The 14,713-nt window shown below is 34.6% G+C and carries 10 protein-coding genes and 1 pseudogene; 9 read left to right on the top strand and 2 right to left on the bottom strand.

Going from position 1 to position 14,713, the window contains the following annotated elements; translation table 11 throughout:
* The first annotated feature begins 67 nt into the window (after nucleotides 1–67).
* Nucleotides 68–1,156 carry a Ger(x)C family spore germination protein gene (locus CW357_RS16645; RefSeq protein ID WP_119415463.1) on the top strand — a complete coding sequence of 363 codons (1,089 nt, stop codon included), beginning with the start codon at nucleotides 68–70 and terminating at the stop codon, nucleotides 1,154–1,156.
* A gap of 42 nt (nucleotides 1,157–1,198) precedes the next feature.
* On the opposite strand, the gene CW357_RS16640 is transcribed toward CW357_RS16645, so the two are convergent.
* Nucleotides 1,199–2,563, bottom strand: coding sequence for an MATE family efflux transporter (locus CW357_RS16640; RefSeq protein WP_119415464.1), 1,365 nt, complete (start codon nucleotides 2,561–2,563; stop codon nucleotides 1,199–1,201).
* Nucleotides 2,564–2,821: 258 nt separating this feature from the next.
* Here CW357_RS16640 and CW357_RS16635 point away from each other — a divergent pair, with 258 nt between their 5' ends.
* Nucleotides 2,822–3,904, top strand: a complete 1,083-nt coding sequence (locus CW357_RS16635) for an undecaprenyldiphospho-muramoylpentapeptide beta-N-acetylglucosaminyltransferase (protein WP_119415465.1) — start codon at nucleotides 2,822–2,824, stop codon at nucleotides 3,902–3,904.
* A gap of 128 nt (nucleotides 3,905–4,032) precedes the next feature.
* On the opposite strand, the gene CW357_RS16630 is transcribed toward CW357_RS16635, so the two are convergent.
* Nucleotides 4,033–4,581, bottom strand: a complete 549-nt coding sequence (locus CW357_RS16630; protein WP_119415466.1) for a GNAT family N-acetyltransferase — start codon at nucleotides 4,579–4,581, stop codon at nucleotides 4,033–4,035.
* A gap of 604 nt (nucleotides 4,582–5,185) precedes the next feature.
* Here CW357_RS16630 and dapF point away from each other — a divergent pair.
* From dapF to odhB, 7 genes and pseudogenes are all read left to right on the top strand, one after another.
* Nucleotides 5,186–6,154 (top strand): diaminopimelate epimerase, encoded by a 969-nt coding sequence (gene dapF / locus CW357_RS16625; protein ID WP_119415467.1) that lies wholly within the window; start codon nucleotides 5,186–5,188, stop codon nucleotides 6,152–6,154.
* Between the two features lie 89 nt (nucleotides 6,155–6,243).
* Nucleotides 6,244–8,196, top strand: a complete 1,953-nt coding sequence (locus CW357_RS16620) for a diguanylate cyclase domain-containing protein (protein ID WP_124218633.1) — start codon at nucleotides 6,244–6,246, stop codon at nucleotides 8,194–8,196.
* Nucleotides 8,197–8,213: 17 nt separating this feature from the next.
* Nucleotides 8,214–8,894 (top strand): response regulator transcription factor, encoded by a 681-nt coding sequence (locus CW357_RS16615; RefSeq protein WP_119415470.1) that lies wholly within the window; start codon nucleotides 8,214–8,216, stop codon nucleotides 8,892–8,894.
* On the top strand, nucleotides 8,891–10,300 hold the full coding sequence (locus CW357_RS16610; protein ID WP_124218632.1) for a HAMP domain-containing sensor histidine kinase: 1,410 nt from the start codon (nucleotides 8,891–8,893) through the stop codon (nucleotides 10,298–10,300). Before CW357_RS16615 ends, CW357_RS16610 begins: the two co-directional genes overlap by 4 nt.
* Nucleotides 10,301–10,543: 243 nt before the next feature.
* The gene (locus tag CW357_RS16605) at nucleotides 10,544–13,348 is read left to right on the top strand and encodes a 2-oxoglutarate dehydrogenase E1 component (RefSeq protein WP_124218631.1); all 2,805 of its coding nucleotides are present in this window, start codon (nucleotides 10,544–10,546) and stop codon (nucleotides 13,346–13,348) included.
* A 27-nt stretch (nucleotides 13,349–13,375) separates the two neighbouring features.
* Nucleotides 13,376–13,626: pseudogene (locus CW357_RS18685) on the top strand (biotin/lipoyl-containing protein); the annotation flags it as partial.
* A 1-nt stretch (nucleotide 13,627) separates the two neighbouring features.
* On the top strand, nucleotides 13,628–14,632 hold a 1,005-nt coding region (odhB, locus tag CW357_RS16600), incomplete at its 5' end, for a 2-oxoglutarate dehydrogenase complex dihydrolipoyllysine-residue succinyltransferase (RefSeq protein WP_241155164.1).
* Between the last annotated feature and the right edge of the window lie 81 nt (nucleotides 14,633–14,713).

The following is a 14,713-nucleotide window of genomic DNA, read 5'->3' as shown; positions in this document are numbered from 1 at the left end:
CAACTTATGATGTAGCTGTGAATAATTCAGGGATAATTATTTTATTTAATAGAAGGAGAGATTCCAAATGCGACAAGTCACAATAGTTTGCTTATGTAGTGTTTTGTTGCTCGCTGGATGTTGGGATGAACGATTATACAAAAACTTGTCAGTAATTTCTGTAGCTGGTTTTGAGGGGCATATGGGGGAATTAGTATCCTATTATGTATATCCAAATTCTGCGAGTGATCCAACTCAATTTACAGTAATTGAAACTAAAGGAGTCTCTCCAAGAGATACTCGAAACAAAGCTGATATGAAAATGGACCAGACAATTGATTTGTCTGAACTCACAGTTCTTTTAATAGCAGAAGAAACAGCACATGATGATATCTATCCATATTTAGATGTCTATTATCGTAATCCACAAAATCCGATTAATTCTAAAATTGCTATTACAAAGGGATCTCCGAAAGATTTTTTATCTATAAAAGAGCCGTTGCCTTCAGATGTTGGTGAATTTTATGAAAATTTTATAGAAAGTATGGAACGAGATACTATATTTCCAAAAGATTTAGATTTACAACAGGCAGGTTCAAGGCTTTTTGATGAAGGAATCGATTTGGCTATACCATATTTAAAAAAAGATGAGGCTCATGGAACTCCTATAGCTGCAGGACTTGCTCTGTTTAATCAACGGAAATTCACAGGAACTATATTAAATACGAAAGAATCACTATTACTGAATTTATTAGCAAAAGGAAAATCAGATACTGCTCGAATGACGTTTTTATATGAAGAGGACGATAAAAAGACACCTCTAACAATAGATATTATTCGATTAAAAAAGAAAATAAAACAACAGGGCAATTCAAAAAGAATCACTATTAACGTGAAAATAGAAGTGAATATAGATGAGTTTCCATCGGATCATTTAGGGAAAGAGAAGATAGAGTATCAATTAGAAAAATTTTTATCGAAGAAAATACAAAATAATATGAATAAAATGATTAAGAAATGTCAGGATGCATCCTCAGATCCGATTGGTATTGGAAGAAAAGTAAGGGCTAAAGGTTCAAATATATGGAAAGAAGGAAAGTGGAAAGATACTTATTCAACATTGGATATTCAAACAAATGTAGATGTGAAAATTATTCGTTCTGGAATATTAAAATAATGTGGATTGGTTTATGAAGGTGATTAAAACAAGAATCTTCCCTCAAAGAGAGGGAGATTCTATTTGTTTCATTTTTTGATGAACAAAGTGTAGTCTAACACTAAGTGTAATGGCACCTACGGCTAATCCAGAAATCAATCCAATCCAGTAGCCATATGGTCCAACATTGGTGAAATTGGCCAATGAATACCCTACTGGTAAACCAATAACCCAATAAGAAATGAGAGCCATTATAAATGTTATTTTCACATCTTTATAGCCTCTGAGAGCGCCTTGGATTGGCGCTTGAATAGCATCAGAGAGCTGAAAGAATGCTGCATATGTTAAAAAGTGTGATGCTAATGTAACAACAGTTGGATCGTTAGTATACACAGCTGCAATTTTTTCCTTAAAAGTTAATAAGACTGTTAAAGAAATTGTACAAAATGAAACAGCCGTCGCTATACAGATTAAACTATATGTTTTTGCATCTTTAAAATGCTTCCCACCAGCTTCATAAGCAATCAAAATCGTAGCTCCCATTGAAATACTTAATGGAATCATATATACCAAGCTCGCAAAATTCATCGCGATTTGGTGTGCACCAATTACCTCCGTATCATAATTACTCATCAATAAGGTAACTACTGAGAAAATACTTCCTTCAGCAAAAATAGACAAGCCAATTGGTAACCCTAATTTTGTGATTTCCATACATTTTGACCAATTTGGCTTTGGTAGGTTTGAAAATATAGCAAAATCTGAAAATGGTGTTTGTTTTTTTGTGATCCATACTGCAATCCCACATATAATCCAATAAGTAATGGCGGAAGCTACTCCTGCTCCAACACCGCCAAGCTCTGGAAAACCAAAGTTACCGAATATCAATAAATAGTTGAAAACAATATTAATAGGCGTTGCCAATAATGTAATTGTCATAGAGACCCTAGTTTGTCCTAATGCGTCTATAAAACAGCGTAGATTACTATATATAAATAGTGGGAATATCCCAAAACACATGGCTAATAGATAATGTTTAGCGACACGATAAACTTCAGGCTCTAAAGACATTTTGGAGAGGATAGGGTCAATCGCTAGTATAAACACACAAAAAATAAAGAATGCTAATACAATAGCAACATAAAAGCCTTGTTGTACACGAAATGATGCTTCTTTCACTCTTTTTGCACCAACTAATTGTGCTACAATAGGTGTGATAGAAGCCAGAATGCCTGCTAAACCAGTATAAACAGGCATCCAAATAGAAGAACCAATCGACACACCTGCTAAATCAGCAGTACTATATTTACTTGACATTAAGACATCAAAAAATGACATCAGATATAATGCTATTTGGGTGATAAGAATAGGAAATACAATTTTTAGCATAAGAATCCATTTTGCTCTTATCGTAGTTGTTTCATGCAAAGTTTACATCTCCCATATTTTTAATATGTATCTTTTATTATAGTTGTTCGTATAGTAAAATAAGTATTTGAATTTAGTTTTTAGCGACACACTCTCAAGATATTATTTTTCATGTGTTTCGCCGATTAAGTTGTCAGGCTATAGCAGGTAACTCCTCAAAAGATTGTGAAAATCGAAAAGAGTATAGACTAAAATTTCAATGATGAAAGAGTCTTATAGAGTTGCTTTAGCTTTTAAATAGAATAGGAGTATCTTATTATGACTAAACAAACTGTAATATTAACTGGTGGCGGTACAGCAGGCCACGTTTCGCTTAATCAAGCAATAATACCATCTTTTTTAGAAAAAGGCTATGATGTTCACTATATAGGTTCAAAAGAGGGAATTGAAAAAGAAATAATCAGTCAAGCTTTCCCTGATCTTCCTTATCACTCAATCTCAAGCGGTAAACTAAGACGTTATTTTTCTATGAAAAACTTTACGGATCCTTTCCGTGTTCTTGCGGGGATTTCACAAGCGTTAACGATTATGCGTCGTGTAAAACCAGTTGTTGTATTTTCAAAAGGTGGCTTTGTTTCTGTACCAGTTGTCATGGCAGCCAAACTTTCTGGCATTCCAGTTGTATCCCACGAATCTGACGTAACACCTGGTTTAGCAAACAAACTTTCTTTACCATTTGCTTCTCATATCTTCACAGTTTTTAAACAAACATTAAAGCATTTGCCAGCTGAAAAAGCAACATGTACTGGTTCTATTATTCGTCCAGCATTATTTGATGGAACAAAAGAAAAAGGACTTAATATGTGCGGCTTCCAAAACGGGAAAGAAACAATCCTTATTATGGGGGGAAGTCAAGGCTCTAAATTTATCAATGATGCTGTACGTTCCAATATGGTGGAATTATTGAAGGATCATAATATTATTCATTTATGCGGAAAAGGTCATTTAGATGAAGCACTTGTAGATATGCCAGGATATAAGCAATTTGAATACGTAACGACTGAATTGCCGGACCTATTATATGCTTCAGATTATATCGTATCTCGAGCAGGTTCCAATTCAATCTTTGAATTTTTGGCACTTAAAAAACCAATGTTGCTTATTCCATTATCTTTACAAAAATCACGTGGTGATCAAATTTTAAATGCAAAACTTTTCTTTGAGCAAGGTATTGCGGAAGTATTACAAGAAGATGAACTAAACAACGAAAGTTTTATGAATGCGATGAATACATTAAAAGATCATAAGCATTCCCTTATCAAAAATATGGGAGAAGCTGAATCGCCAAAAACACCAGATGAAATGGTAGATTTAATCCTGCAATATGCGAAACGTTTATGATTGTCTATATGTATTAATAGAAATTATGTAGAAACAAAAAGACCATTTAGGTCGCCTCTCGATAGGCAACTAAATGGTCTTTTTTATTCAATTTTGTAAGCAAATCAAAATCCCCACTTTCACCATTTTTACATTGCCTGTTCTGCTGAAGCATTCTTTTGAGTTGCCATATAGAAGTAAAATGTATCCCTTTGAATTTTTAATAATTCAAACTGTTTTTCACCTTGGTTTATTTCTTCATATAAAGATGGATGACTTTCTTTTGCATCCATAACATAACCAAGTTTTGAAGCAGCACGAAGGGATTTTGTGTTTTCTTTTCGGATTTTCAAAAAGACGCATTGAAAATCCAATTCAAAAAATAATTCTTTCAGAAATAACTCTTTTGCTTTTTGGTTGTAACCTTTTCCTTGGTAAGGAGCACCAATCCATGTGCCTAAGAATCCAGCACCATCCTGTACATCATAAAGAGTGATTGTGCCAATTGGTTGCCCCCAATCATCTGTAATTGTACGAGAAACCACCTTGCCGTTTTCTTCATCTTCCATTAACTGGCTTGTCATAAACCAAAATTCATCTGCTGTCTTTGCCTTTTGACGCACAAAAGGGAAGACAGATGGGTGACTTAACAACTCGAATAGCTCATTGCATTCGTGTAATTCACGTTGTTTAATCATACTGAACGCCTCCTTCTCTGGGGTGAACTTCTAATACAGTTCTATCCCGCTCGAAATTTTTCATTTAATGTTTCATAAAAAATTTCGGGGTGGGAATCGAACCCACTAGAACCAGTTATCACTGGTGGCGCACCATTTGCCTTCCCTATTGACTCTATAAAAAATAGGAATCACTTATGAAATTATTTTGCACTTTTACTATACTAAGATTTAAGAAAAAAGCAAAGGGAAAACAGTTATTTTCTTTAAAAAAACACAAAAAAATATATAAATTGTGAACAGCTAATGTGAACATTTTGCTTTCCGGAAAATTTTTTTACTATTTTAATTAATAACAAAATTTTGCTAAAATGAATGTGAATTATTTTTTATTAATTATCTAAATTTACTGAAAGTATACTCATTATTTGTAAAATACTATAATATTCATGATAGTTTAAAATGAATATAGTTAAATATAATCATTTTTTAAGCCGTGAGGTAACTATTTTTACCTTATTTTTCTATAGAAATTTGTGGATATTTAACTTTGCGACGTTAACAAATCAGTTGTATGCTAATAGCAATAGAATTATGATGGAATAGAGAACGGAGGAGTTTTTTGATGGTATTAGATTTATTGAAAGTGCATGGTTCTGGAAATACATTCTATATTTATGAAACGAAAGATGAGTCATTGTATGATTGGGTATCATTGGCCAAATGGCTTTGTGAAGATACAAATCATGGTGGTGCAGATGGTTTACTTTTAGTAGCTCCTTCAAAAAAAGGTTTGGCTAAAATGCGCGTGATCAATGCAGATGGCACTGAAGCATCTATGTGTGGTAATGGCTTACGTTGTGTAGCACGGTATGTATTAGAAAAGAACGGTGTTTCAGAAGGATTAATCGAGACGATGAAAGCGACATTGCATGTTGAACAAGAAGAAACGTTATTTAATGGGGTACCTACATATGCTGTTGAAATTGCACCTGTATCGTTTGAACTTTCTTCATTGCCTATGGAAGTGGATGATAAAACCACTTTTATCAATGAAATATACGGTGAATTAGATGAACATATCGCTTTTACAGCTGTATCCGTGCCTAATCCTCACCTAATCGCTTTTGTACCAAAGGAAAAAATAGAAAATCCAACACATCAAGAACGATTAGCAACTTATTTAAACGGTGAGAATCCTATTTGTCCAGATGGGGTTAATGTTAGTTATGTATATCCAATAAGCCAAAATGAGATATATGTTAGAACATTTGAAAGAGGTGTAGGATTTACAAATGCTTGTGGCACTGCGATGACAGCTTCTGCCTTAGTATCCAAAATGCTAAAACATACGAATGATGAGAAAATCACAGTATTTAACCCCGGTGGATTCGTACAATGTTTGGTGAAAGAACAACAAGGGGAATATCATTTAAAATTAGTTGGAAATGCAACATTTGTTTCAAAATATAAATTATCAATAGAAAATCAAAATTATTCTTATATTAATATAACTGAAACTGGGGAACAAAAGGCTTATAATGCACTTATCGAATTTACAAAAGGAAAATTAGCTACAGAATTTACAGTTTGATTTTGTGAGGTGTCAATATTACAGACGTCTTTTTAACGAAGGTGCAATTTAACGCACTTTATCAAGCAAATAATAGTTTTGTTTTTTTGATGGAACAAGTAGAGAATGATTTTCAATATATTTATATTAATAAAGCTGCTGAAAATGTTTTTACTACTAATCCAGAAGGTAAATTTATGTCAGAAGTACTTATGAATACTAGACAACAAAACATCAAAGACTATTATCTGAAAGCAATTTCTACCAAACATTCAACCATATTTCGTGATTTTTATTTATTTTCTGATAATGGGTATACAAATGAAACACTTTGTACACCTATTTTTCAAGGGGAACATACATATATATTAGCAGTTACAAGAAATATATCTGAACAGAAAGAGTTAGAAGAAAAGTATTTGTTTTTACAATCATTATTTGAAGATAAGATTGATCCTACTGTCATATTACTAAGAGATCTTACTGTTTTTGATATGAATTTAGCTTGCGAAAATCTATTTAAAGACGTTTCGAAAGGAAAAGAATTTTTGAAATTAGATTTCATTAATTCTAATGATGTCAAAAAGTATATGCACCATATTGAAAATACTTTTGCTGGTCAAGGTTCTTCTTCTGTTATTTTTTCACATAAAAAGCCTTCAGGTGAAATGAGGAATTTTGTTGTTAGTTTTTCTCCTGTTTTTATGGAAAATAAAGTTGCTGCCATAAGCATTCAGTGGCAAGAACTCAATAGTAAAGTACAGTTGAAAAAGGATTTAGTCGAAACAACATTATTGTTAGATAGTTATAGAGATGCTTTGAACGTAGCAGCAAATATATGCATCACCGATAGAAATGGTGTTATAAAGTTTGTTAATACTAAATTTGAAGAACAAACACAGTATAATTCAGACGAGCTTATTGGGAAATCAAATGTGCTCCTAAATTCACGTGAACATACTAATGGATTTTACCGGAATTTATGGGATACCATTCAAAGCGGGAATATATGGCGTGGTGAAATACGCAACCGGTCAAAGTATGGAAAGTACTACTGGGTAGATACAACGATTGTACCTGTTAAAGACATCAATGGTGTGATAACAGAATTTTTAGCAATTAGTTTTGATATCTCTGATAAGAAGTCGATTATTACAAATTTACGTAATATTGAAAAATTGTTCCGACTAATCACGGAATATACAAATGACTGTATCGTTATAACAACCGAGGATGGGATCATTCAATATGTTTCTCCGATTCATGAAGCAAGACTTGGTTATGAAAAAGAAGAACTATTAGGTAAAATTTACTTTGAGTTATTGTCTAAAGAGAGCCGTGCAAGTTTAACAAATGAAATAGAATATATAAAGAAAAATGGCAATACAAAATTAGAGTTAGAGATTCTTACAAAGGAAGGCAAAAGCATTTGGTTAGAATCTCAAATTTCTGCTGTCAGTGATTTAGGAAACAGAGGAGAATATCAATTAGTATCTGTTGCTAGAGAAATTACTGAGCGTAGAGAGATGGAAGAACAGCTACGCTTTCTTGCTTATCATGATAGTTTAACAATGTTACCAAACAGAAGATATTTGTTAGAAAAGTTCGATGAATTTGCACTAGATGCATGTTCAACTGAAAATTCTATTGCTATATTATTTATCGATGGCGATAATTTTAAAAGAATTAATGATGTATATGGGCATGATATTGGTGACGAATTTATTAAACATTTTGGTAAGGCTTTATCTTCAAGTTTAAGGGATACTGATATTATCGCAAGGATAGGTGGCGATGAATTTGTTGTTCTATTAACTAAAATGTCCACTTCAGTTGATAAAAGAAATAGACAAATTGAACAAGCTATTAGAAGAATTCAAGAAGTACTTCGTAATGGATGGATTATTGATGGGAATTACTTCTCTCCAACATCATCTATTGGTATTGCCTGTTATCCAGAAGATGGGAAAGAAATTTCAACATTATTAGATAAAGCGGATACAGCATTATATTATGCTAAAAGAGTATCAGGAAAAGATTCTTATCATTATGCCGATAACTAGAAATGGTGGCGAACGATATGAAAAAGCATATATTATTAGTAGAAGACGAAAAAAATATTGCACGGTTCATCGAACTAGAATTAAAGCATGAGCAGTTTGACGTGACAGTTAGTTACAATGGGCGGGAAGGTTTACAAATTGCATCTGATGAGACAAAACATTTTGATATTATTCTCTTAGATGTCATGCTTCCAGAGTTAAATGGTATCGAGATTTGTAGAAGGGTTCGAAGTCATTCTGATGTGCCGATAATTCTAATTACTGCAAGAGATGCAGTGATGGATCGAGTAGCCGGTCTTGATGCGGGAGCAGATGATTATATTGTTAAACCATTTGCAATTGAAGAGTTACTTGCACGCATACGTTCTATTTTAAGAAGAACGAACCAATTAGAGAAAGAGTCAAAACTTCTCCAATTTAAGAATATTACTATAAACCAAGAAGCTTATAGTGCATATATTGATCATCGGTTACTAGAGTTAACAAAGACAGAATTTGACTTATTGTGCTTACTTATTTCCAATAAAAATAGAGTTTGTACTAGGGATCAAATTTTAGAAAACGTTTGGGGATACCATACGGATGTAGAAACAAATGTCGTAGATGTATACATACGACATCTACGTTCAAAACTTCCGAAAGAAGCAAGTTCTTACATTGAAACTGTAAGAGGAGTAGGGTATGTGATGAGAGAATGAAAAAGTTTGTAAATGTTTCTATAAAAAATCAATCTTTGAAGACAAAGTGGGCGTTAACGTCCGCTTTTGTTATTTTCATCAGTTTTACCATCATATGTTCGGTATTATATTGGTCATTACACTCTTGGTTATTATCTGAGCAACAGCAATCAGTTAATCGGACAATGGATGATTTAACCGTGTTTTTTGAATCAGAAGGAAATGCAATCACTATTGATGATATTAGATCAAATAAAGGTCTGATGAACTCAATTATTGACAAAAGCCAAACCGTTCGGATTCTAAATAAAGACGGGATTGAGATATTACGTATTAATGATACGATTTCTAAAACTCCAGATATACCAAAGAGTGTACCTCTTCAAGGTTATGTTGTAGATAAGCAGAAAATTGAGGGGATAGAAAGTTTTGTTGCAACGGGCAAAATAGAAATAGGATTTTTCCAAGGATATATTCAATTGACACATCCATTAACGGCTTTTCAATCATTGATGAATTATTTACTAATGGCAATGTTAATATCTGGGTTAGGTGCATTAGTTTTGTCAGCATATATTGGCTATGTTTTAGCAAATATGTTGTTAAAACCGTTACATAATTTGCGACAAGAGATGATTTCTGTTGCCGAAGAAGGCTTTGAAGCGCCAATACAGATGATATATAACAGAGAAGACGAAATAGGTGATTTACTACGAGTTTATCGCAAAATGATGGGAGAACTAGAACAGTCATTTCTTTTACAACAACAATTTATCTCAGATGCATCGCATGAGCTTAGAACCCCTATTCAGGTTGTTGAAGGTCATTTATCTTTGATACAACGATGGGGAAAAGACGAACCAGAAGTTTTAAATGAGTCACTTGAAATTTCATTATCAGAAATTAAACGTATGAAAAATTTGATAGGAGAAATGCTAGAACTAGCCAGAGGTGAATCTCATGATCATGATAATTCATGCGATATTTTGGCCGTAACAAATGAAATTATTCAAGAACAGAAAATTCTTTATCCAGATATAACGGTTAATGTGAATCACCAAAAACTTACTAGTAATTTTGCATTGATTTCCCAAAATGCTTTTGGGCAAATAATACGTAACTTATTACAAAATGCAATTCGCTATTCTAATGACCATCCATCTATTCAAATAAACTTGACAAATGACTTGAAGCATTGCAAAATCGAAGTCGAAGATAACGGTATTGGCATCGCAGAAAATGACTTAACACATATTTTTGATCGGTTTTATCGAGTAGATGATGCACGTTCAAGAGATGAAGGTGGCACTGGCTTAGGACTAAGTATTGTCAAAATGTTAGTGAATAAGTATGGCGGTGAAGTAACTGTAACCAGTAAACTGGGTTTAGGAACAAAGTTCTTAGTGATACTACCTTCTAAAAAATAACTCTTTTTTTGAAGATTTATTCAAGAATTCCATCATTCGAGATAAAAATTGCTCAATTCTCAACAAAAATATTGAATTATTTGTGAAGAGTAGTAAGATTGAAAGGAAAAATGTTCTTCCCAGCATGTAACATTACATACGTGTATCTTCAGCAGGAAGAATTGTAAAATATATAGTGGATTTCAGAATTATTCTTTTAATTAATGGAACTGCCACTTGGCAAAAAACTTGGAGGTAATTCTCATGTCAAACAACGTTTCACTTGCAAGCTCACCATGGTCTGCATTTTCAGGTCCAAACCTTGGCTATGTGATGGATATGTATGATTTATACTTAACATCTCCTGAAGAAGTAGATGCAGATCTTGTGGCACTTTTTGAACAATATGGCGCACCTGTAGTAGAAACAATTGAAACAACTACAAATGTCGCTCCAGGTAATATTGAGAAAGTTTTAGCTGCAGTAAAATACGCTGATGCGATTCGCGCACATGGTCATTTAGCTGCTGATATTTATCCATTAAATAACCAAACAAAAGATACTACTCGTATTGAAGCGGCAACTTATGGACTAACTGATGGGGATTTAGCGAATATTCCTGCATCAGTATTATTAAACGAAATTCCTGTAAACGTTCACAATGGATTAGATGCCATAAATTACCTGAAAGAAATTTATACAAGCAAAATTGCTTATGAATTTAATCATGTAGTAGGTAAAGAAGAAAGACAATGGATTCAATCTAAAATTGAAAACGGTACACTTAACGGAAAACTTTCTGCTGATGACAAAAAAGAAATTCTTTCTTTGTTAAACAAAGTTGAAGGTTTCGAACAATTCATGCATAAAACTTTTGTTGGTGTTAAACGTTTCTCAATTGAAGGCGTTGATGCATTAGTTGTTTTAATCGATGAAATTATCCGTCGTTCTGAAGACAAAGGTTCAAAAGATATTATGATTGGTATGGCACACCGTGGTCGTTTAAACGTACTAACTCATAATGTGCATAAACCATATGAAATGATGTTAGCTGACTTTGCTCATGTACCTAGTGAATTATTCGTACCGAAAGACGGTTCATTAATCGCTACAAAAGGTTGGTCAAATGATGCAAAATACCACCTTGGAGCAACATATAAAGCACCAAATGGTACTACTATTAAATTAGCTTATAACCCATCACACTTAGAAGTAGTTAGTCCAGTTGTTACTGGTCAAGCTCGTGCAGCTCAAGATGATACATCTAAACCAGGTCTTCCTGTTCAAGATCCTTCAAAATCATTAGCAATCTTGGTTCATGGTGATGCAGCATTTGCTGGTCAAGGTATCGTAACTGAAACTTTGAACTACTCTCGTACTAAAGGTTTCAATACTGGTGGTTCAATCCATATTATTGCGAATAACATGATTGGATTTACTACTGAACGCTTCGATTCACGTTCTACTGTTTATTCTTCAGACCCAGCGAAAGGTTATGAAGTACCAGTAATTCACGTAAATGCGGATTCTCCAGAAGAAGTTGTTCAAGTAGCACGTTTTGCAGTAGAATACCGTGCAAAATTTGGTAAAGATATTTTAATCGATTTAATCGGTTACCGTCGTTATGGTCATAACGAAATGGATGAACCAATGATTACAAACCCAGAAATGTATAACATTGTACACAATCATGACACAGTACGTGCTTTATACGGTAAAGAATTAGTTTCTGAAGGTGTTGTAACTGAAGCAGATGTAACTAAACTACAAGCCGACATCAAGGCAGAATTACAAGCTGCTCTTGACCATGTTAAAGAAGTTGGTAAAGGGAAAGTTACAAGCCACGAAATGCCTGAAGCTGTGAAAAATGGTTTTACAGAAGAAGTTGAAACAGCAGTTGATCGCGAACGTTTAGAAAAAATGAATGAAGAACTTCTAACATTCCCAGAAGACTTCAATGTATTTAGAAAACTAAACAAAATCTTAAACCGTCGTCGTGATCCATTTGAAGGTAAAGGTAAAATTGACTGGGGTCATGCTGAAACTCTTGCATTTGGTACAATCCTACAAGATGGTCATCCAGTACGTATCACAGGTCAAGATGCTCAACGTGGTACATTCTCTCAACGCCACCTTGTTCTTCATGATGAAAAAGATGGTAAAGAAATTGTTCCATTGCACAACATTTCTGGTTCAAAAGCATCTTTCGCACCAATCAACAGTCCATTATCTGAAGCTTCAATCGTAGGTTATGAATACGGTTATAACTTAGAAAACGAAAATGCGCTAACTATTTGGGAAGCTCAATATGGTGACTTTGCGAATATGGCACAAGTAATGTTCGATAACTTCATCTCAGGAACACGTTCTAAATGGGGCGTTAAATCAGGTGTTGTTTTATCATTACCACACTCTGCTGAAGGTCAAGGTTCAGAACATACAAGCGCTCGTCTAGAACGTTTCTTACAATTATCAGCAGAAAATAACTGGACAGTTGTAATGCTTTCAAGTGCAGCTAACTACTTCCACTTATTACGTCATCATGCAGCAACTCTTGGTACAGAAGCAGTTCGTCCATTAGTTATGATGTCACCAAAATCACTTCTACGTAACCAAATCGTAGCAGCTGATGTTGAAGAGTTAACAACTGGTCATTATCGTACAGTGATTGAACATCCAACAACTGGTCAAAATGCTGATAAAGTTGAAAAAATCGTATTTGCATCAGGGAAAATGGCAATCGATATCGCAGAAAAAGTGGGCAACGGAGAAGGTTTTGAACACCTACACTTAGTACGTGTTGAACAACTATATCCATTCCCTAAAGAAGAAATTGCTGAAATCCTTGCAAAATTCCCTAATGTTAAAACACTTGCATGGGCACAAGAAGAACCTAAAAACATGGGATCTTGGTTCTTCGCAGATCCATTCCTACGTGATTTAGCTAAGGAAGATCAAGAAGTTGTATATATTGGACGTCCAGAACATTCAAGCCCTGCTGAAGGCGATGCAGATTCTTATAAAGAAGCACAAGCAATCGTCATCGAAAATGCAGTAGCTCGTAAATAGTGCAAACTACTAAAGGAGGAAAATAAAGTGGCAGACATTATCGTTCCAGAATTAGCAGAATCAATTACAGAAGGTGAAATCGTACGTTGGGTTAAACAAGTAGGTGACCCTGTAGAAAAAGGCGAATTCATCGTAGAATTAGAAACTGATAAAGTAAACGCTGAAATCATTTCTGAAGAAGCTGGTGTTCTTACAGAAATTTTAGCTCAAGAAGGCGAAGTAGTAGAAGTAGGTGCTGTAATCGCACGAGTTCAAGAAGGCGCAGTTGCTGCAGCTCCNGCTCCAAAAGAAGCACCAAAAGCTGAAGCTCCAAAACAAGAAGCACCAAAAGCAGAAGTAAAACCTGCTGCAGCTCCAGTAGTAGAAGAAACTTCTTCTACAGAACGAGTAATTGCTAGTCCAGCAGCTCGTAAATTAGCTCGTGAAAAAGGCATCGATTTAGCTGCAGTTTCGCCAGTAGACCCACAAGGTCGTGTACGTGTTCAAGACGTTGCTGCATATAACGCAGCTCCAGCGGCTCCTGCTGCTCAACCAGCAGCTCCAAAAGCTGCTCCAGCACCAGTTGCAAAAGCTGTAGATGAATCACGTGTAGAAGTAGTGAAAATGACTCGTCGTCAACAAACTGCTGCAAAACGTTTACTTGAAGTATCTCAAAATACTGCAATGCTAACTACTTTCAACGAAATTGACATGACTAACGTTATGGCACTTCGTAAACGTAAAAAAGAAGCATTCCAAGAAGCACATGATGGTACTCGTCTAGGCTTCATGTCATTCTTTACAAAAGCTGTAACTGCTGCACTTAAAAAATACCCAGCAGTTAACGCTAAAATTGTTGGTGATGAAATTCACTACAACAAATTCTTTGATATCGGTGTTGCAGTAGCTACTCCAGACGGATTAGTTGTACCAAACGTTCGTGACACTGATCGCAAAAACTTTGCTGAAATCGAAGCTTCAATTGCTGATTTAGCAACTAAAGCTCGTAACAAAAAATTATCACTTCAAGATCTTGAAGGCGGTTCTTTCACTATTACAAACGGTGGTGTATTCGGTTCATTAATGTCTACACCAATCATCAACGGTGACCAAGCTGCTATCCTTGGCATGCACAACATCGTGAAACGCCCAATCGCAGTTGGCGATGAAATCCAAATCCGTCCAATGATGTATGTAGCATTATCTTATGACCACCGCATCATCAACGGTAAAGAATCAGTTGGATTCTTAAAAATGGTTAAAGATTTACTTGAAAACCCAGAAGATTTATTGCTAGAAGCTTAATCTGACGGTATTTATAGAACCTATCGCTTACACTCAGACCACCCTTTAATGAGGGCACTGAAAAAGTCCTTTCTGATTTTT

The sequence above is a fragment of the Rummeliibacillus sp. TYF005 genome (assembly GCF_003844195.1).
In the GTDB taxonomy this organism is placed as follows: Bacteria; Bacillota; Bacilli; order Bacillales_A; family Planococcaceae; genus Rummeliibacillus.
Note: the sequence above shows the minus strand (reverse complement) of the source record. Positions and strands in the feature narration are given on the sequence as shown.